Origin of the sequence: Streptomyces spongiae, from assembly GCF_009377185.1 — a bacterium.
GTDB classification, from domain to species: Bacteria; Actinomycetota; Actinomycetes; order Streptomycetales; family Streptomycetaceae; genus Streptomyces; species Streptomyces spongiae.
Genome location: NZ_VJZC01000147.1, coordinates 1 through 19,160 on the forward strand (window position 1 = coordinate 1; position 19,160 = coordinate 19,160).

The 19,160-nt window shown below is 71.4% G+C and carries 17 protein-coding genes and 2 pseudogenes; 7 read left to right on the plus strand and 12 right to left on the minus strand.

Annotated features, from left to right (window positions below):
- The 4 genes from FNH08_RS20950 to FNH08_RS20960 form a co-directional block, all read right to left on the minus strand.
- A partial coding sequence (locus FNH08_RS20950) for a response regulator (RefSeq protein WP_322724986.1) occupies positions 1–388 on the minus strand: 388 nt, incomplete at its 3' end.
- Between the two features lie 645 nt (positions 389–1,033).
- Positions 1,034–1,192, minus strand: a complete 159-nt coding sequence (locus FNH08_RS50825) for a hypothetical protein (RefSeq protein ID WP_194238555.1) — start codon at positions 1,190–1,192, stop codon at positions 1,034–1,036.
- Positions 1,193–1,220: 28 nt separating this feature from the next.
- A complete protein-coding gene (locus FNH08_RS20955; protein ID WP_322724988.1) occupies positions 1,221–1,955 on the minus strand; it encodes a hyaluronoglucosaminidase in 735 nt (244 codons plus the stop codon).
- Between the two features lie 195 nt (positions 1,956–2,150).
- Complete coding sequence (locus FNH08_RS20960; protein WP_194238558.1) at positions 2,151–2,783, minus strand: DUF3000 domain-containing protein; 633 nt, start codon at positions 2,781–2,783, stop codon at positions 2,151–2,153.
- 257 nt (positions 2,784–3,040) lie between these two features.
- On the opposite strand from FNH08_RS20960, the gene hemE reads away from it, so the two are divergent.
- The 3 genes and pseudogenes from hemE (at position 3,041) to FNH08_RS20975 (ending at position 7,567) form a co-directional block, all read left to right on the plus strand.
- The gene (gene hemE, locus FNH08_RS20965; protein WP_322724990.1) at positions 3,041–4,129 is read left to right on the plus strand and encodes a uroporphyrinogen decarboxylase; all 1,089 of its coding nucleotides are present in this window, start codon (positions 3,041–3,043) and stop codon (positions 4,127–4,129) included.
- Positions 4,130–4,242: 113 nt separating this feature from the next.
- The gene (locus FNH08_RS20970; protein WP_322724992.1) at positions 4,243–5,058 is read left to right on the plus strand and encodes a universal stress protein; all 816 of its coding nucleotides are present in this window, start codon (positions 4,243–4,245) and stop codon (positions 5,056–5,058) included.
- A 126-nt stretch (positions 5,059–5,184) separates the two neighbouring features.
- Positions 5,185–7,567, plus strand: a pseudogene (locus FNH08_RS20975) (phosphoketolase family protein).
- Between the two features lie 299 nt (positions 7,568–7,866).
- Here the strand turns inward: FNH08_RS20975 and FNH08_RS52105 are convergent.
- The gene (locus FNH08_RS52105) at positions 7,867–8,697 is read right to left on the minus strand and encodes a helix-turn-helix transcriptional regulator (RefSeq protein WP_228034258.1); all 831 of its coding nucleotides are present in this window, start codon (positions 8,695–8,697) and stop codon (positions 7,867–7,869) included.
- A gap of 80 nt (positions 8,698–8,777) precedes the next feature.
- A pseudogene (locus FNH08_RS54020) lies at positions 8,778–8,914 on the minus strand (DNA-binding response regulator); the annotation flags it as partial.
- Positions 8,915–9,299: 385 nt separating this feature from the next.
- On the opposite strand from FNH08_RS54020, the gene FNH08_RS50830 reads away from it, so the two are divergent.
- Positions 9,300–9,461: a hypothetical protein gene (locus tag FNH08_RS50830; RefSeq protein WP_194238556.1), complete on the plus strand. Its 162-nt coding sequence runs from the start codon at positions 9,300–9,302 to the stop codon at positions 9,459–9,461.
- A 158-nt stretch (positions 9,462–9,619) separates the two neighbouring features.
- Here FNH08_RS50830 and FNH08_RS54025 read toward each other — a convergent pair whose 3' ends face one another.
- From FNH08_RS54025 to FNH08_RS21005, 3 genes are all read right to left on the minus strand, one after another.
- Positions 9,620–9,889, minus strand: a complete 270-nt coding sequence (locus FNH08_RS54025) for a hypothetical protein (RefSeq protein WP_407704419.1) — start codon at positions 9,887–9,889, stop codon at positions 9,620–9,622.
- Between the two features lie 15 nt (positions 9,890–9,904).
- Entirely contained in the window at positions 9,905–10,756 is an 852-nt protein-coding gene (locus tag FNH08_RS21000; RefSeq protein WP_322724994.1) for a fructosamine kinase family protein, read from the minus strand.
- A 115-nt stretch (positions 10,757–10,871) separates the two neighbouring features.
- Complete coding sequence (locus FNH08_RS21005) at positions 10,872–11,696, minus strand: rhomboid family intramembrane serine protease (RefSeq protein WP_322724996.1); 825 nt, start codon at positions 11,694–11,696, stop codon at positions 10,872–10,874.
- A gap of 109 nt (positions 11,697–11,805) precedes the next feature.
- Here FNH08_RS21005 and FNH08_RS21010 point away from each other — a divergent pair, with 109 nt between their 5' ends.
- Positions 11,806–12,129 carry a hypothetical protein gene (locus FNH08_RS21010; RefSeq protein WP_152773032.1) on the plus strand — a complete coding sequence of 108 codons (324 nt, stop codon included), beginning with the start codon at positions 11,806–11,808 and terminating at the stop codon, positions 12,127–12,129.
- 88 nt (positions 12,130–12,217) lie between these two features.
- On the opposite strand, the gene FNH08_RS21015 is transcribed toward FNH08_RS21010, so the two are convergent.
- Together FNH08_RS21015 and FNH08_RS21020 are read right to left on the minus strand one after the other, a co-directional pair.
- Positions 12,218–13,618 carry an FAD-dependent oxidoreductase gene (locus FNH08_RS21015; protein WP_152773043.1) on the minus strand — a complete coding sequence of 467 codons (1,401 nt, stop codon included), beginning with the start codon at positions 13,616–13,618 and terminating at the stop codon, positions 12,218–12,220.
- Positions 13,619–13,669: 51 nt separating this feature from the next.
- On the minus strand, positions 13,670–14,638 hold the full coding sequence (locus FNH08_RS21020; RefSeq protein ID WP_152773033.1) for a DUF4349 domain-containing protein: 969 nt from the start codon (positions 14,636–14,638) through the stop codon (positions 13,670–13,672).
- A gap of 225 nt (positions 14,639–14,863) precedes the next feature.
- Here FNH08_RS21020 and hemG point away from each other — a divergent pair, with 225 nt between their 5' ends.
- Both hemG and hemQ read left to right on the plus strand, forming a co-directional pair.
- The gene (gene hemG, locus FNH08_RS21025) at positions 14,864–16,315 is read left to right on the plus strand and encodes a protoporphyrinogen oxidase (RefSeq protein ID WP_152773034.1); all 1,452 of its coding nucleotides are present in this window, start codon (positions 14,864–14,866) and stop codon (positions 16,313–16,315) included.
- Positions 16,316–16,319: 4 nt separating this feature from the next.
- Positions 16,320–17,051 (plus strand): hydrogen peroxide-dependent heme synthase, encoded by a 732-nt coding sequence (gene hemQ / locus FNH08_RS21030; RefSeq protein WP_152773035.1) that lies wholly within the window; start codon positions 16,320–16,322, stop codon positions 17,049–17,051.
- A gap of 111 nt (positions 17,052–17,162) precedes the next feature.
- Here hemQ and FNH08_RS21035 read toward each other — a convergent pair whose 3' ends face one another.
- Positions 17,163–18,788: an alpha/beta hydrolase gene (locus tag FNH08_RS21035; RefSeq protein WP_152773036.1), complete on the minus strand. Its 1,626-nt coding sequence runs from the start codon at positions 18,786–18,788 to the stop codon at positions 17,163–17,165.
- Positions 18,789–19,160: the final 372 nt, after the last annotated feature.

Sequence of the window (19,160 nt, forward strand, 5' to 3'; positions counted from 1 at the left end):
GGCGGGTGGGGAGGCCGATGTTCGTCCGCGTGCCGGTGACGACGTAGCCCTTCACACCGCCGGCCAGGGCGTTGCGGACGGCACCGATGTCGTCGGCGGCGGAGAGGGCGAGGCCGTTGGGCCAGCCCGCGGCGCGGGTCTCGGACAGGAGGGTCAGGCCGGAGCCGTCCGGCAGGTGGACGTCGGCGACGCAGATGTCGCGGGGGTTGCCGATGCGGGGACGAGCCTCCGCGATGGAGGAGGCCTCGATGACGTCGCGGACACCGAGAGCCCAGAGATGCCGGGTGACGGTGGAGCGGACGCGGGGGTCGGCCACGACCACCATCGCGGTGGGCTTGTTCGGGCGGTAGGCGACCAGGCTTGCGGGCTGCTCGAGGAGAACGGACACCAGGCCTCCTGGGGTGCGGGACGGGACCGGCTCGTGGGGGGCGAAGCCGGGACGAACCGTGCTTTCAAGGTCACAGACGTCTTCGGCACCGGGCGCATGCTCCTTTAGGGAATGATCACGATTTGGTGAGTAACAATCCGTGCAATTCGGACATCCCTTCGATCATTCGAAGATCGAACGGGTTCGCTCTGCGTCAAAACCGGTCCGAAAGTGGCCGTATCGACAAAGAGGCAGTGGCGAAAGAGTGATCCTCGGGTCGGGAACGCATGATCACGACGATCGGGACCTGGCAAGCGCCGCTGGAACCCCTGGTGAGCGGGGTGAGGCCGTGCGGGCCGCGGAGGAACTCCCTCGGAAGCGGCGAGCCCGTCGGCCGGTGCCGACCGCGGCGGGCCCGGTCGTGCGGTGCCCCTGGGCCGTAGGGGAGTCCCGGCGGCTCGTAGGGGAGTCCCGGCGCCTCGTAGGGCGGGGCCGACGACGACGGGCCCGGCCGGCCGCCGAAGCCCGTTCGGCACACCGTCGCGGGTGTGGGCCCCGGCCGCCGAGCCCCGGGGCCCAGGTCCCGTTCGCCACCGCCCGGGGCCCAGGTCCCGTTCGCGACGGCCCGGGGCTCCGGTGCTCGGCGGCCGTGCCGCCCGGGGCGGGTCAGGAGGCCGGTTGTTCCTGCCCGTCGGCGGGCTCGGTGAGACGGGCCTTCAGGGCCGCGTTCTCCGCTTCGAGAGCCGCGATTCGCTTCCTCGCGAAGTAGAGCTCCATGACCGCGTCGTGGAACTCCGCGACGAGCTCTTCAGGCGTCAGTTGCATCGTTGTCTCCAGGTGCCCAGCAGCGGGGTCAGGCCGGCGCGAGGCGGGTGACCGTGCCCTGGGAGCCGCGCCAGACCAACTGTCCGTTCACGGCGTACAGGGAGCCGCCGCCCGCGGAGTCGACGGATGTCGGCACGGTCTCGGCGTCGGCGATCCGGACGACTCCCTCCACGAGCAGGCCGGCCGGCGCGCCCGACGGCTGGACGATGTGGACCTGGGCGCGGGGCGTGGCCGCGCGGTCGATGCCCACGCCGATCCGGCCGGTGCCCTTCACCACGAAGTCGTCCAGGCCCTCGTTGTTGCGCAGGACGATGAGGTTGCCCGTGGTGGCGCCGTTGGTCGCGGTCAGAAAGATGCCCTGGGCCGCGGTGCCGGCCGTCTGCAGGTCGATGGAGAGGGCCGCGGAGTTCTTGTCCGAGCCGTGGGCGTAACCGCGGTGGGCGATCTTCAGAGTTCCGCGGCCGGTCTCCGTGCCGGACAGGTACATGGCCGAGGTGCCCGGGTTGTCCGAGACCACGTTCAGGGCCGCCCCGGTCCCGGCGGTGCCGGCCTGGTAGACGGTCACCGCGTGAGCCGTCTCCGAGGTGGTCTTGAAGAACGCGGACTCCGCGGTGGCGTTGGTGCTGAACTTCTCCGCCACCACCGGCCCGTCGAATGTCGTGACGTCACCCGCGCTCTCCGCGGCGCCCGCCGTACCACTCGCCACCACCGTCACCGCACCCGCGGTGAAGCCACCCAGAAACAGCCTGCGTGCCAGGGGCACATCCCCACCCACTCTCGTCTCGTGTTTCTTCAGCCGGTCTCCGCACCGCCCCGCTCGGGCGGCCGGGGGCGTGAAACACCCGGGGATGGGACTCCGTTCACCGGTGTTTGGTTGTACCGCCGGTCACTCCTGTTTCCTCGAACTCCGTTGCGCCCCAGTTGTCCTGCCGGTCCCTCAGATCCGGCCGCCGTCGTTCTAGCGCGGCTGCGGCCCCCGGCGCTGGGGCAGCGTGACCACGGACGCGTCGCCCGGGACCGTCGGCGGCAGGCCGGCCACCTGGGAGAGCAGGTCGCACCAGGAGGCGAGATGGGAGGCGGTGTCGGGGACGCCCCCGAGGCCCTCACGGGGCGTCCAGGAGGCGCGGATCTCGATCTGGCAGGCGGCGGGGCGGGCGGCGAGGCCGCCGAAGTAGTGGGAACTCGCCCGGGTGACCGTGCCGCTCGGTTCGCCGTACGCCAGACCTCGGGTCTGCAGCGCCCCCGTCAGCCACGCCCAGCACACGTCGGGCAACAGCGGGTCGGCGGCCATCTCCGCCTCCAGCTCGGCCCGGATCAGGGTCACCAGCCGGAACGCACCCTGCCAGGCATCGTGCCCCGCCGGGTCGTGGAGGAGGATGAGGCGGCCGTCGGCGAGGTCCTCGTCACCGTCGAGGACCGCTGCCTCCAGGGCGTACGCGTACGGGGCGAGCCGCTGTGGCGCGCGCGTGGGCTCGATCTCGATCTCCGGCCGCAGCGCGGCGGCCCCCATCGCGTCGACGGCCGAACGGAAGGGCAGCGGAGCCGTCTCCGCCTGCCTCCCGTCCCGGTCCCCCTCCTTCGCCTCGTCCATTCCGCCAGCGTCGTCCGACAGTCGTCCCTGAGCCGCAGCCATGCGGGGAAGATTAAGGGGAACGGAGCCCGAGCGCAGGGAGAGACACCCGTGCGCCGGGTCACGGTCGCATCGCGCTGAGCGAACGCGGCGCCCGGTTTGCTCCTGTTCGGGGTTTCCGTGCGCCTCCGGGCGCTCCCCTCCGGCTTCCCGGCGGGGCGCCGGTGACGGCCGTACCCGGCGTCGGGGGCGGCACGGGCCGTGCGAGACTTTCCGTCGTGAGTGCCAACGCCGGCCCCTCGGGCCACCAGCCGACCGCCACGACCGCCACGCCCGACGCGGTCAAGGAATCAGCCTTCCTCAAGGCGTGCAGGCGCGAGCCCGTGCCGCACACCCCGGTGTGGTTCATGCGGCAGGCCGGCCGGTCCCTCCCCGAGTACCGGAAGGTGCGCGAGGGCATCCCGATGCTGGAGTCGTGCACGCGCCCGGAACTGGTCACGGAGATCACGCTCCAGCCGGTCCGGCGGCACAACGTGGACGCGGCGATCTACTTCAGCGACATCGTGGTCCCGCTCAAGGCCATCGGCATCGACCTCGACATCAAGCCCGGCGTCGGCCCGGTCGTGGAGAACCCGATCCGCACCCGCGCCGACCTCGCCCAGCTGCGCGACCTGACCCCGGAGGACGTCTCCTACGTCACGGAGGCCATCGGGCTGCTCACCGCCGAGCTCGGCGAGACCCCCCTCATCGGCTTCGCGGGCGCGCCCTTCACCCTCGCGAGCTACCTCGTCGAGGGCGGCCCGTCCCGCACGTACGAGAACGCCAAGGCGATCATGTACGGCGACCCGCAGCTGTGGGCCGACCTGCTCGACCGGCTCGCCGAGATCACCTCGGCGTTCCTGAAGGTGCAGATCGAGGCGGGCGCGAGCGCCGTCCAGCTCTTCGACTCGTGGGCGGGCGCCCTCGCGCCCGCCGACTACCGCCGCTCGGTCATGCCCGCCTCCGCCAAGGTCTTCGAGGCCGTCGCGTCGTACGGCGTGCCGCGCATCCACTTCGGTGTCGGCACCGGCGAGCTGCTCGGCCTCATGGGCGAGGCCGGCGCGGACGTCGTCGGCGTCGACTGGCGCGTCCCGCTCGACGAGGCCGCCCGCCGCGTCGGCCCCGGCAAGGCGCTCCAGGGCAACCTCGACCCGACGGTCCTCTACGCCTCCCAGGAGGCCGTGGAGACCAAGACCCGCGAGGTGCTCGACGCGGCCGCCGGACTCGAGGGCCACGTCTTCAACCTGGGCCACGGCGTCATGCCGTCCACGGACCCCGACGCGCTGACCCGGCTCGTCGAGTACGTCCACACGCGGTCCGCGCGCTAGCCCCGCATCCCGAGCCCGAGCCCGCGTCCCGTCTCACCAACGGGGCCGTGCCCGTCTGCCGAACAGCAGGCGGCGCGGCTCGGGTGGCCAGCACCTCGCCCGGTGCGTGTCATGTGGCCGTCGGCGTAGACGGCTCGCTGGTCGCCGTACGGGCCCTGGACTGGGCCGCCGAGGAAGCGGCGCGCCGCGGCACAGCGTTGCGCATCATCTACGCCGTGGCCGACCGCGACGAGGCGGCGCCCATTCTGGCGTCGGCCGCCGCACGGGTCCACGAGCGTCATCCCGGTCTGCCGCTGGAGACCAGGGCCGTGGAGGACGGCGCCGTGCAGGCGCTGGCCCGGGAGAGCGAGAGCGCGGCACTCACCGTCGTGGGCACCCGGGGATTCGGCGGTGTCTCCGGCCTGCTGGCCGGCTCGGTGAGCCGGCGCCTGACCGCGCATGTGCACGGTCCGCTGCTGGTCGCCCGCGGGGACCACCCCTGCGACGAGGGACGCGAGGTGCTGCTCGGCCTGGAGAGCGACGCCGACGCGGACGCGGCCGCCTACGCCTTCCAGGAAGCGGCGCGGCGCGGTGCCCGGCTGCGTGTCCTGCACTCCTCGGCGCACCGGCACACCACTCCGGAACTGCCCTCATTGGTGGCCGCGACGAGTCCCGGCCAGGAGCGCCAGGCCCGCAGTGACCGGGCGGAAGGGGCCGTGCCGCGGTTCAGCATCGCCCGACTGCGGGAGGAGTACCCCATGGTCGAGGTCGACAGCCGCACGGTCCGCACCGGCCCGGCTCACGCCCTGCTGGCCGATACCCGCGAGGCCGGGGTCGTGGTCATCGGCATGCGCCGGCGCGCGGGGCGGCTCGGTCCACCGCTCGGCCCGGTCGCGCATGTCCTGTTGCACCACTCCCACTGCCCTGTGGTGCTGGTGCCGACGAGCTGACGAGGGGCACCGCGGTCAGCGGATGGCCCGGTTGGCCCCTGTTGGGTACCCAGCGGGTGGGGGAGCGTGGGGAGGTACGGACCCGCACGCACCTCCGACCGAACCCCGATCCGGAAGGGACCCATGATGTCCGTCGACACGCAGCAGGCGTCCGTCCTGCTCACGGACGAAGAGCTGAGGACGCTGGACGCCCACTGGCGCGCCCGCGAACTACCTGTCCGTCGGCCAGATCTACCTCATGGCCAACCCCCTGCTGACCGAACCGCTGCGCCCCGAGCACGTCAAGCCGCGCCTCCTCGGCCACTGGGGCACCTCGCCCGGGCTCAACCTGGTCCACACCCACCTCAACCGCGTCATCAAGGCCCGCGAGCTGGACGCCCTGTGCATCTGGGGCCCCGGCCACGGTGGGCCCGCCGTGCTCGCCAACGCCTGGCTGGAAGGCTCGTACACCGAGACCTACCCGGACATCACCCGGGACGCCGACGGCATGGCCAGGCTGTTCAAGCAGTTCTCCTTTCCCGGCGGCGTGCCCAGCCACGTCGCCCCGGAGACCCCGGGCTCCATCCATGAGGGCGGTGAACTCGGCTACGCGCTCTCGCACGCCTACGGCGCCGCCCTCGACAACCCCCGCCTGGTCGTCACCTGCGTGATCGGCGACGGCGAGGCCGAGACAGGTCCGCTGGCCGCGTCCTGGCACTCCAACAAGTTCCTCGACCCCGTCCACGACGGCGCGGTGCTCCCGATCCTCCACCTCAACGGCTACAAGATCGCCAACCCGACGGTGCTCGCCCGGCTCCCCGAGCCCGAGCTCGACGAACTCCTCCGGGGCTACGGCCACGACCCGCTCCATGTCACGGGCGACGACCCGGCGGCCGTCCACCGGGCGATGGCCGAGGCCATGGACACCGCGCTGGACCGCATCGCCGCCCTCCAGCGCGCCGCCCGCGACGACGGCGCCACCGAACGCCCCCGCTGGCCGGTGATCGTGCTGCGCACCCCCAAGGGCTGGACCGGCCCGGCCCAGGTCGACGGCCTGCCGGTGGAAGGCACCTGGCGCGCCCATCAAGTCCCCCTGGCCGCCGTCCGCGACAACGCCGACCACCTGCGGCAGCTGGAGGACTGGCTGCGCTCCTACCGCCCCGAGGAACTGTTCGACGAACACGGTCGCCCGCGCCCGGACGTCCTGGCCTGCGTCCCGGACGGTGCCCGAAGGCTCGGCGCCACCCCACACGCCAACGGCGGACTCCTGCTGCGCGAACTGCCCCTGCCCCCGCTGGAGCGGTACGCCGTCCCCGTCGACAAGCCCGGCGCCACCCTGCACGAACCCACCCGCGTCCTCGGCGACCTGCTGCAGGACGTCATGCGAGCCACCACCGGCCGGCGCGACTTCCGCCTCGTCGGTCCGGACGAGACCGCCTCCAACCGCCTCCAGGCCGTGTACGCGGCCAGCGGCAAGGCGTGGCAGGCCGGCACCCTCGATGTCGACGAACACCTCGACCGGCACGGCCGGGTGATGGAGATCCTCTCCGAACACACCTGCCAGGGCTGGCTGGAGGGCTACCTCCTCACCGGCCGGCACGGACTGTTCTCCTGCTACGAGGCGTTCGTCCACATCGTCGACTCGATGGTCAACCAGCACATCAAGTGGCTGCGCACCACCCGCCGCCTGCCCTGGCGCGCCCCCATCGCGTCCCTCAACTACCTCCTCACCTCACACGTGTGGCGACAGGACCACAACGGCTTCTCCCACCAGGACCCCGGCTTCGTCGACCACATCCTCAACAAGAGTCCGGAGGCCGTACGGGTCTACCTGCCGCCGGACGCCAACACCCTGCTGTCGGTGGCGGACCACGCGCTGCGCAGCCGGGACTACGTCAACGTGATCGTGGCCGGCAAGCAGCCCTGCTTCGACTGGCTGACGATGGAGCAGGCCAAGGTCCACTGCGCCCGCGGGGCCGGCATCTGGGACTGGGCGGGCACGGAGAACGGCGGCGAGCCCGACGCCGTCCTGGCCTGCGCCGGTGACGTGCCCACCCAGGAGGTCCTGGCCGCAGCCCAGCTGATCCGCCGGCACCTGCCCGAGCTGGCCGTCCGGGTGGTGAACGTCGTCGACATCGCTCGGCTGCTGCCCGCGGAGGAACACCCGCACGGCATGGGCGACTTCGAGTACGACGGCCTGTTCACCCCCGACAAGCCGGTGATCTTCGCGTACCACGGCTACCCGTGGCTGATCCACCGCCTCGCCTACCGCCGCACCGGCCATCCACATCTGCATGTACGCGGCTACAAGGAGATCGGCACCACCACGACGCCTTTCGACATGGTCGTCCGCAACGACATGGACCGCTACCGCCTCGTCATGGACGTCATCGACCGCGTCCCCGGCCTCGCCGTGCGCGCCGCGGCGGTACGGCAGGGGATGGAGGACGCCCGCCTGCGCCACCACGACTGGATCCGTGTCCACGGCACCGACCTGCCAGAGGTCGCCGACTGGTCCTGGGACGGCTGACCGGCGCCAACAGGGCCAGGAACGGGGGCCGTTCGGCCCGCTGCCCGGGGCCCTGCAGCCCCTCCGACGGGGCGTCGACGACGCGGGACATTGAAGGTGCAACGAGAGTCGTCCACCACATTCCGCGCGTCGCACCCCTCGAAGGGGATGAGCATCATGGCAGTGCACGGCCACCGGGTTGCCGGTGCGCTTGCGGATCTTGCCACCGATCCCGGAGCGGTTCACCCGTCGAGAGGCTGAGCCCGTCACTGTCGATCAGGTGTTGCAATCAACACGGGCTGAAGCGCCAGGAACCACACCTACAGGTTGCCCGGCTCGCCGTTGGCGATGAACCGCGCCAGGGATTCCTCCAGCCGCTCCAGAAACTGCCGCAGGTCATCCGCCACCCTGTCGAGCTCGGGTTCGTCCAGTGACGCTGTCCGCGTCCGGTAGACCACCCCACTGGGGCCGGTGACATAGGACAGGCCGCCGCCGTTCGAGCCAATGACCAGGCCGCGGCCTGCCTCCGGGACCGCGCCGAGATCAACAGCGCCGTGCGCCTCGAGCCGTCGAAGGACGTCAGGTACGGGGTCGATGAAGTAGCCGTTGCCGATGTCCTCCCAGGCGAGGTCGCCGATGCGGCCGTAGAACGTGACCAAGTCAGCGGGGGCAAGGCCCACTTCGTCAAGCGCCTTGGCCGCGGCCTGATCGTCATGGTCAGCCGGCCGGACCTGATTGGCGCCTGGGGGAAAGCCGTGCCGGCGCTCGAATTCGTCTGTCACTGCCTTCAAGTTGCCTGAGACCCTGTTCACCCACGAGGCCAGCCAGGCACGCGACAGCGAACGGCCTCTGCCCAAGCCCAGTGCGGAGCGATTCGTGTCACGCCACTGCAGAGCGTCTGCCGCCTGCTGGCGCCCCGTACTCGTGAGTCTGTAGAAGCGGCGCGCGGGACGACCAGGATGCGGTCCCGCTTCTTCCCAGCCAGTGACCCAGTCGTGTCCGGCGAGCCGATCGAGGATGGGGTAAACGGTGCCGGGACCAAGGTCGGCGTCACGGCAGATCTTGAGGCCCCAGGTCGGCTCTTCGTCCTTCGCGGACAGCAAGGCCCCCAGGACAGCGACCATCGGCTTGGTGAGACGGAAGAGCGGCATGCCCCACTGGACCATATATCGAGTACGAAAGACAACCACTTCCGGTAGGTCATATATCGAGTACGAGAGATGATCGCTGGCGGGATCGGCGCCTGGAGAGCTCCCTCGCCACTACGTCTATGCGTGACGTCGAAGCCGTGTCGTGCCAAAACTGCAGAAAGGGGAAGAAAGGGGAGGTGGCGACATGGTTGTCGTCCTCGACGAGGAGGAGTCTCATCCGGGCCGGGCCCCGTCGGTTCATCGGCCGCGCGGACAGGGCGGAGACAAAGACGCAGGCACGGGCGCGTGCACCAGCGCAGTCACGCTGATGGGCGACGACGGCGCAAGGTGGGGTCCGGTTGCGAGGCGCCTTGGTTACCCGGCCGATATGCGACTCTCATGCATCTGCTACGGCATGTGTCCGCTTGCTATCGGATCGTGATGCTCAATTTCCCCTCAGATGTAATGACGCTGGTCGGAGCGGGTCACTACTGTCCTCGGATAACGAGGAGGACACGGGCCTCGGAAGCGGGGTTTGGCGTGCCTAGGCCAGCTGGGGGCGCGGCAAACGCTCTCAGCGGTGCGGGGCGCTTCCCCGTCCGTCCGAAGGGGGGTCGGCACTGATGCCGTCCCGTCGATTCGGGAAAGACCACCGCTTCAAAGCACAGAGGGAATGGAGGAGCCGGTTCAAGAGGAGCATCCAACTCCACGTCAGGGCAGACACCGTGTCGGCGGCCTGCGAGGTCCTGATGGTCGTCGCGTACTTCTACGACAAGTGGAAGTGATGAAGAAGGGCCGCGGCCTCAGCTAGGAGCTGAGGCCGCACCACCGAGGCCGGAGCCCTGTCCGACGGAGTCCACGGCTCGTACCCGTGGACAGGCGGGGCTCTGGTCACTGTCTGGTCGGCATGAGTGGGACACCGTCCACGACAGCCGCCACGAACTTACCCCACCAAGGGCACGGAGCCGACCCACGTTCTGCTGGCTGCGTATGACCTCGACGAGAGCGAGCACCGGATGGTGTCCTCGTCCATGCCGACCGTGATGAACTGCCGGATCTTCCCTTCCTCGCCCAGCACGCCCAGGGCCCCGTACCGGGCGTCCACCAGGGTGACCGCGGACTCGGTGATCCGCCGCAGCACGACGTCGAGATCCAGATCGGTGCCGATGGTGAGGACCGCGTCGAGCAGCAACAGGGCGGCACAGGGCGGCACGACAGGCTCCCGGGGTCAGGAGAACGTGCGGACGACATCGCGGACCCGCGCCACCGTGTCGCCGTACGCCCCGAAGTGGGCCAGGACACTGAGGTGTTCGCGCAGGTGCAGCAGCGGCATGCGGTCCCGCCAGCCGTCGGCCAGAGGGGAGATCTCCTCGTACGCGTGGAAGAAGCGGTCCGGCGGCGGGTCGCAGCAGTAGATCATGCTGAGGTCGGACTCGGCCCACAACCAGCACACCGCCGGGTCGATGAACACGGGCTCGCCGGCCGCGTCCGCGACGAGGTTGCCGCGCCAGAGGTCGCCGTGGTTGAGCACGCTCGGGGCGGCCGGGACGAGTTGCGGAAGGCGTTCGCAGATCCGTTCCAGGCCCGCCAGGTCGGCCGGTGAGAGGGCGCGGCGGGCCTTGGGCTCGCGCAGGTAGCGGCGGAGCCTGCGCTCGGCGAAGAACTCGTGTCCGTCGGCGGTGGGCCCGTTCTCCTGGGGAAGCAGGCCCAGCCACCCGTCGGTGTCCCAGCCGAAGTGCTCACCGCGCACCGTGTGCAGGGTGGCGAACGACCGCCCCGCCGCCTCCCAGAACGCGTCGGTGTCGGGGCGTGGTCGCAGCGTTTCCATGAGCAGGTGGTGTGCGCTGACTTCGAACACTCGGGGGGTGCGGATGCCTGCCCGCTCGTGGAGCGCCCTGAGGCCGGCCGCCTCCAGCGGGAACAGGTCGGGCGGGGCGTCGAGGGAACCCTTGAGGACGTACGTCGTTCCGTCGGCCTGGGACAGCCGCCAGACGTCGTTCACCGCGCCACCCGAGAGCGGCTCGGCGTCGACCGTACCGGGCACGACCGCGCTGGGCAGGCTCTTCCAGAGTGCGGTCACGAGGTCAGCTCCAAGAGGGCGTCGCACAGGGTACGGGCGGAGTGGAACATCGCGTACAGGATCCTGTCATCCGGTCATGAGCTTTCGGTTCTGCGGGCAGCCGGCGTTGTCGCCCTTACCGTCCCGGCCGCCGTGCCCGCCTGCCGAACAGCAGCCCCCGCGGCTCGGGTGGTGGTGGTGTGCCGGGGCGCAGGGGCCAGGCCAGGAGCATGCCGGCGACGAAGCCGACGACGTGGGCCATGTACGCCACGGTGCCGGCGTCGGCGATGCCCTCGCCGGAGGAGTACACCGCCTGGAGTCCGAACCAGAAGCCCAGCACGATCCACGCGGGCAGGCGCAGCGGCAGGAAGATCAGGAAGGGGACGAGGACCCAGACCCTGGCCCTGGGGTACAGGACCAGGTACGCGCCGAGCACGCCGGCGATCGCTCCGGACGCGCCGATCAGCGGGGCGGTGGAGTCGTCGTTGAAGTACGCGTAGCCGTACGCCGCCGCGTACCCGCACGCCACGTAGAACAGCGCGAAGCGGATGTGGCCCAGCCGGTCCTCGATGTTGTTGCCGAAGATCAGCAGGAAGAGCATGTTGCCCAGCAGGTGCAGCCAGCCGCCGTGCAGGAACATCGCCGTGAGCACCGACAGCGCCGGTGACTTGTCGTAGTCCGGCGGGCCCACCAGGCACCCGGGTCCCTGCCGCGGGTCGACGGCGACCTCGCCCGTCGGCACCAGACGCGGCAACCGATGGTGGATCAGCTCCTGCGGGACCGCCGCGTAGTGGTCCAGGAAGGCCTGCAGATGGCACAGCCGCGCCAGGCTGCTGTCACCCGCCATCGAACCGGAGAGACCCGGCATGAAGACGAAGACGAGGACGCTGGCAGCGATCAGCGCGTACGTCACATACGGCGTGCGGCGCACCGGGTTCACGTCATGGACGGGAATGACCACAAGGAACTAGTGCCCCGCCCCAGTGGGTGAACACGCTCGTACTCGCGTGCGTATGTCTTCTCAACGCCCACGATGCGATGAACGCGATGAACTACGTGAGGATCAGGCGATGAACGACCGAGTTACTCCTCCGATGCACGCCACGCCCGACGGTGAGGCCGAGATCGCCCTGGTGGTGCGCCTGCCGTGGGAGGACGTGGCCCGGCTGGGTCAGGAGGCCGGCCGGCTCGCCGCGCAGATGCAGCGGCCCGTGACCCTCGACGAGGCCGTGAGTCACCGTTTGCGCTCCGCGCGGGCTGCCGCCGCCCACGCGAAGCCGGCGGGTGAGCAGCCGCCCGCGATGACTTCGAGTGCGTCCGTGTCGTCCTTGCCGCCGCGGCCTCCGGCGGAGCAGGCTCGGCAGGCGATCGAGAGGATCAACGGAACGGCTTAGCTCCGCTGGTTGGCCGTGGGCGCCGTTGGGGTGCCTGTCCGTTTTGGGTGCGGGTTCGTTGTGGTTGCTCGCGCAGTTCCCCGCGCCCTTAGAAATCGCTGCTTCGCAGCTCTTTCACCGTTTTGCGTGCTGCTACCAGTACCGGGTCCCAGACCGGGGAGAACGGGGGCGCGTAGCCGAGGTCCAGCGCTGTCATCTGGTCCACCGTCATGCCTGCCGTCAGGGCCACCGCGGCGATGTCCACGCGTTTGCCCGCGCCCTCGCGGCCGACGATCTGGGTGCCGAGGAGGCGGCCGGTGCGGCGTTCGGCGAGCATCTTGACGGTCATGGGTGCGGCGCCGGGGTAGTAGCCGGCGCGGCTGGTGGACTCGATGGTGGCCGTGACGTACTGGAGGCCCGCCCGGCGCGCGTCCTTCTCGCGCAGGCCGGTGCGGGCGATCTCCAGGTCGCAGACCTTGCTCACGGCCGTGCCGACGACGCCGGGGAACGTGGCGTATCCGCCGCCGGCGTTCGTGCCGATGACCTGACCGTGCTTGTTGGCGTGCGTGCCCAGCGCGATGTGCCGCTCACGGCCGGAGACCAGGTCGAGGACCTCCACACAGTCACCGCCCGCCCAGATGTTCTCGTGGCCGCGCACCCGCATCGCCAGGTCGGTGAGCAGGCCGTCGTAGTCGCCGAGCGGGAGGCCCGCCGCCTTCGCGAGCGTGGTTTCGGGGCGTACGCCGATACCGAGGACGACCACGTCCGCCGGGTACTCGGCGTCCTCCGTGGCGACCGCGCGCACGCGTCCGTCGTCTCCCGTGAGCAGCTTGGTGACCTCGGTGTCGTTCACCATGGTGATGCCCATGCCCTCCATGGCCCGGCGCACCAGGCGTCCCATGTCGGGGTCGAGCGTGGACATGGGCTCCTGGCCGCGGTTGACGACCGTCACCTCGTACCCGCGGTTGATCAGCGCCTCGGCCATCTCCACACCGATGTACCCGGCGCCCACCACAACCGCGCGGCGGCCCTCCGTGGCGGTCAGCGTGTCGATCAGGGCCTGGCCGTCGTCCAGGGTCTGCACGCCGTGGACGCCGGGGGCGTCGACCCCCGGCAGCGGTGGGCGGACCGGGCGGGCGCCGGTCGCGATCACGAGCTTGTCGTACGACGTCCACGACTCGGCGCCGGATTCCACGTCCCGCGCGCGGACGCGGGAGGCGGAGACGTCGATCTCCGTGACCTCCGTGCGCAGCCGCAGGTCGATCCCGCGCTCGCGGTGCTCCTGAGGCGTGCGCGCGATCAGCTGGTCCCGGCCGGTGACGTCACCGCCCACCCAGTACGGGATGCCGCACGCCGAGAAGGACGTGAAGTGCCCCCGCTCGAACGCCACGATCTCCAGCTCGTCCGGTCCCCGCAGCCGACGCGCCTGCGACGCGGCGGACATGCCCGCCGCGTCGCCGCCGATCACGACCAGCCGCTCCCGCGTACCCCTCGCACCACCTTTGTCCATGCTCATGCGAACACGCTACGGGGGCGGGAGATTTCACCGCTGTCAGTCCTGTCAGTCCTGTTCGTCGCCTTCCCGCGGCAGCGGGCCCAGCGCGGACGTCGCGGGCGCCGTGGCCGGCCGTCGCGGCAGCCTGGGCCGTACGACCCGTACCCACAGCAGTACCAGCACGGCGGCGACCACGAGGAACGGGAGCAGCGCGCCGAGCGCCATCGCGATCCAGCGGAACATGGTGACGAAGGCGTTCCAGCCGCCCGCGAGCGCGTCCAGGAAGCCCGGGTCCTCGTCCTTGTCGGCCTTCTTCACCGGGGTCTCGGTCAGCGAGAGCGTGATCGTGGCGAGGCTGGTGCGGTCCTTCAGGGACGCCTGCCGGGCGAGCAGGGCCTCCAGGTCCGCCTGACGGCTGCTCAACTCGCCTTCCAGCGTGACCACGTCGCTGAGCCTGGTCGCCTTGTCCATCAGTTCGCGGATCCGGGCCACGCTGGCCTGCTGCGACTTGATGCGGCTCTCCACGTCGACGACCTGGTCGGTGACGTCCTCGGCCTTCGCCTCACGCTCGATCAGTTTGCCCGTGCCCTCCAGGTCGTCGAGGACCTCGTCGTACTTGTCGGTGGGCACGCGCAGGGTGACACGGGTGCGTTCACGGCCCTTGCCGTCGCGGGTGGTGGTCTCGTCGCCGACGAAGCCGCCCGCGTTCTCGGTGGTGGTGCGGGCCGCATCCAGGGCCTTCGGCACATCCTTGACCCGCACGGTCAGCGAGGCGGTGCGGATGATGTGGTTCACGGACACGTCGGGCACCCGGGTGGCCTTGCCGCCGGTACCGCCCTTGCTGTCGCTCGCGCTGTCGGCGGCGCCCGCACCGGCCTGCTGGTCCGCGGCCTCCTTGGCGTTGCTGCCGCCGCCGCTGTCCGAACTGCTCTCACCGCCGGCACTGCACCCCGTGAGTGCCAGGGCGGCGGCGAGGAACACGGTGGCCAGGGCGTGCACAGGTCGCCGGGATCGTCGTACGCGTGAATCGGCCATATCGGCTTACCCCCGAGGGTCGTCGTGACTGACATACCTTCGACGCCGGAGCGGCCCGGGACGTTGGGCACTCCCGGTCCCGATGAGGTCACGGTCAGGACTCGTGCGGGACTCGTGCGAGGCTGTGCGGGACTCGTGCGGGACCCCGCTTCCGGCGAGGCCGCGCACCGCGGTTGTCCACAGGCCGCCCGTCCGGTTGTCGGCGGGGTCTGAGAGGGTGGACGCATGCGTGGATCACGTGCGGGTGCGGGGCATGTCGTCGTCATCGGAGGCGGGGTCGCCGGGCTGGCCGCCGCGCACCGGTCGCTGGACCGGGGCGCGCGCGTGACCGTCCTGGAGGCGTCGGACCGGGTCGGTGGGAAGCTGCTGCCCGGCGAGATCGCGGGCGTGCGGGTGGACCTCGGTGCCGAGTCGATGCTGGCGCGCCGCCCCGAGGCGATCGGCCTGGCGCGTGAGGTGGGCCTCACGGAGCGTCTCCAGCAGCCCGCCACGGCCACCGCGTCCCTCTGGACCCGTGGCGCCCTCCGGCCCATGCCCAAGGGCCACGTCATGGGCGTGCCCGGCACGGCGTCCGCCCTGGCCGGAGTGCTCTCCGAGGAGGGCCTGCGGCGCATCGAGCGCGACGCCGACCTGCCCCGCACGGAGTTCGGCGACGACGTGGCCGTGGGGGAGTACGTGGCGGCCCGCCTCGGCCGGGAGGTCGTCGACCGTCTGGTGGAGCCCCTCCTGGGCGGTGTGTACGCGGGCGACGCGTACCGCATCTCGATGCGCTCGGCCGTCCCCCAGCTCTTCGGGCCGGCCCGCGCCCACGTGTCCCTGACGGAGGCCGTCCGCGAGATCCAGGCCAGGGCGGCCGCCGCCCAGCAGACGGGGCCCGTGTTCATGGGCATCGAGGGAGGCGTGGGCCGACTGCCGCTCGCCGTCGCCGAGTCGGTGCGGGCGCGGGGCGGCGAGATCCTCACCGGGACGCCGGTGACCGAGCTGCGCAGGAGCCGGGCGGCGTGGCGCGTCGTCGCGGGCGACCGTGTGCTGCACGCCGACGCGGTCGTGGTGGCCGTGCCCGCCCCGGCCGCCGCCGAGCTGCTGCGTGCTGAGGCGCCCGCCGCGGCGACCGAGCTGGCCGCCGTCGAGTACGCCTCCATGGCCCTCGTCACCCTCGCCTACCGCCGCGCCGACACCGCGCTCCCCGAAGGCAGTGGCTTCCTCGTACCGCCGGTCGACGGGCGCACCATCAAGGCGTCCACCTTCGCCTCCCAGAAGTGGGGCTGGATCGCGGACGAGGACCCCGATGTCCTGGTCCTGCGGACCTCCGTCGGGCGGTACGGCGAGACGGAGATCCTCGGCCACGACGACGAGCACCTCGTGGCCGTCTCCCGCCACGACCTGCGCGAGGCCACCGGACTGACCGCCGAGCCCGTCGAGACCCGCGTGACCCGCTGGACCGATGGCCTGCCCCAGTACCCGGTCGGCCACCACGCGCGCGTGGCCCGCGTCCGCGAACACGTGGCCGAGCTCCCCGGCCTCGCCGTGTGCGGCGCGGCGTACGACGGCGTCGGCATCCCGGCCTGCATCGCGAGCGCGTACGCCGCGGTGGACGCGTTGGGCGGTGATCCGGGCGGTGTGGAGGAGCTCACCGCCAACCCGGTGCGGAGCCTGCACGGGGGAGCGGGAGAATAGGCACATGAGTGACGACGCCCCCACCACCGAGTCCGGCAGGGTCCCGAACAAGGGCAAGCTGGCCAAGGACCTGAACGAGGTCATCCGCTACACGCTCTGGTCGGTCTTCAAGCTGAAGGACGTGCTCCCCGAGGACCGCGCGGGCTACGCCGACGAGGTCCAGGAGCTCTTCGACCAGCTCGCCGCCAAGGACGTGACGATCCGCGGCACGTACGACGTGTCGGGTCTGCGCGCCGACGCCGACCTCATGATCTGGTGGCACGCCGAGACGAGCGACCAGCTCCAGGAGGCGTACAACCTCTTCCGCCGCACGAAGCTGGGCCGGTCCCTGGAACCGGTCTGGTCGAACATGGCGCTGCACCGCCCCGCCGAGTTCAACCGCTCGCACATCCCGGCGTTCCTCGCCGACGAGACGCCCCGCGACTACGTCAGCGTGTACCCCTTCGTGCGCTCGTACGACTGGTACCTGCTGCCCGACGAGGACCGCCGCCGCATGCTCGCCGACCACGGCAAGATGGCCCGCGGTTTCCCGGACGTGCGCGCCAACACGGTCGCCTCGTTCTCCCTCGGCGACTACGAGTGGATCCTCGCCTTCGAGGCCGACGAGCTGTACCGCATCGTCGACCTCATGCGCCACCTGCGCGCCTCCGAGGCCCGCATGCACGTCCGCGAGGAGGTCCCGTTCTACACGGGGCGGCGCAAGTCGGTGGCGGAACTGGTGGCGGGGCTGGCCTGACGAGAAGGCTGGCGCAGCGCTGTCGGCCGGGGGTCCGGGGGTTGTCCCCCGGGAGATGCTGCCACGGGGCGGCGCAAGTCGGTGGCGGAACTGGTGGCGGGGCTCGCCTGATCAGTGGAGGTGGCGGGCGGCCTGGCCCTCGGAGGGACGGTCGCCCGGTTCCGTCGGCTGGGGCTCCGGGCGCGGGGCGCACGCCGCGCGCCGCGCCGGGAGCGTGCCCTCCAGGAGGTACGCCTCCAGGTAGCTGTTGACGCACGGGTTGGCGCCGCCCACGAGGCCGTGCGTGCCCGCGTCCCGCTCCGTCACCAGCACCGAGCCCGACAGCCTCCGGTGCAGTTCGAGCGCCCCGTCGTACGGTGTCGCCGCGTCCCGCTCGGCGGCCAGGATCAGCGTCGGCGCCAGTTCGCCGGGGCCCGTGCGCACGTCGAGGGGCCGCTGCCGGGGCGCCGGCCAGAACGCGCACGGCAGGTTCAGCCACACGTTGTCCCAGGTCTCGAACGGTGCCGTGCGGGCCAGACGGGTGTTGTCGAGGTTCCAGACCCGCCAGTCCGTGGGCCAGGGCGCGTCGTTGCACTCGACGGCCGTGTACACCGCGCCCGCGTTCTCCTGGCCGGCGACCGCCTCCGGGTGCGGACCGGCCAGCCGGACCAACGGCTTCGGATCGCCCTTCAGATACGCGGACAGCGCCTGCGCCCGCGAGGGCCAGTAGTCGTCGTAGTACGTGGCCTGGAGGAAGGTGCCCTTCAGCTGACCGGGCCCCACCTTCCCGTCCGCGGGCTTGGCGGCCAGCCGCGCCCGCGCCCTCTCGTAGCTCTTCGCCACCTTCTCCGCGCTGTCCCCGAGCCCGTACGTCGCGTGGTGCCGGGCCATCCACACGCGGAAGTCCGCCCAGCGGCCCTCGAAGGCGGCCGACTGGTCGAGGTTGTTGCGGTACCAGACCTGGTCGGGGGCGGGGTTCACCGCCGAGTCGAAGACCATGCGGCGCACGTTCGAGGGGAACAGGGTCGCGTACAGCGCCCCGAAGTACGTGCCGTACGAGGCGCCCATGAACGTCAGTTTCGGTTCGCCGAGCGCGGCCCGCAGGACGTCCAGGTCACGGGCGTTGTTCAGCGAGTGGTAGTGCCGCAGGCGGCTGCCGCTCCGCTGTGCGCAGCCGCGCGCGTACGCCTTCGCCTGCGCGACGCGCTCCTTCTTGAACCGCTCCGAGGGGTGAACCGGCGCCGCCGAGGGGCCCTGCGGGAAGCGCCGGGGGTCCTGGCAGGACAGCGGCGCCGAGCGGTCCACGCCACGCGGCGCGTACCCGACCAGGTCGTACGCGGCGGCGATGCGCTTCCATCCGGGGATGTAGCCGACCAGGGGGAACGCCATGCCGGAGGCGCCGGGGCCGCCCGGGTTGTAGACGAGGGCGCCCTGGCGCGCGACCCTTCCCTTCGCGGGGCCCTTGCCCGTGGCCTTGATCCGGCTCACCGTCAGCTTGATCTTCTGGCCGTCGGGGCGGGCGTAGTCCAGGGGCACGGTGACGGTGCCGCACTGGAGACTGCTGGGCAGGCCGTCCTCCTTGGGACACCTGCCGAACCGGATGCCCTCCTTCCAGGCCCGTTCGGCGGCGATCACGGTGCCGTGCGTCTCGGTGACGGTTCGGTGCGTCGGCCCCAGGGGATCTCCGTCGGCCGGTGCGGCGACGAGGGCGGTCAGGACCAAGGACCCGGCGGTTCCGTACAGCACGGCGGCTCTCATCGTGTATCCCTTCGCGCGCGGCGGCTATAAGGGATATTTCGGTTCGAGGTGGGGGGAAGTAAAGCAACCGGGCCGCGGGGACATTCCATTGGGCTCGGTGGGCGACGCGTCTGCCGGGTGCGGCCGGTGGCGTTGTGCGGGTTCGTCGTGGCTGGTCGCGCAGTTCCCCGCGCCCCTTAAAAGCACGGGGCGCGCCCCAGGTCTTTCAGGGGCGCGGGGAACTGCGCGATCAACCACACGCAACCCGCAGCCGCTCACGAACAGAACCCGGCAGACGCGTACGGTCGGCAGCCGGTGCCGTCGCCGGGTCAGTCCTCCCTGGGGCCGTTGGCCGCCGGGGGCAGGCTGTAGCTCGGGGACGGGGTCACCGGG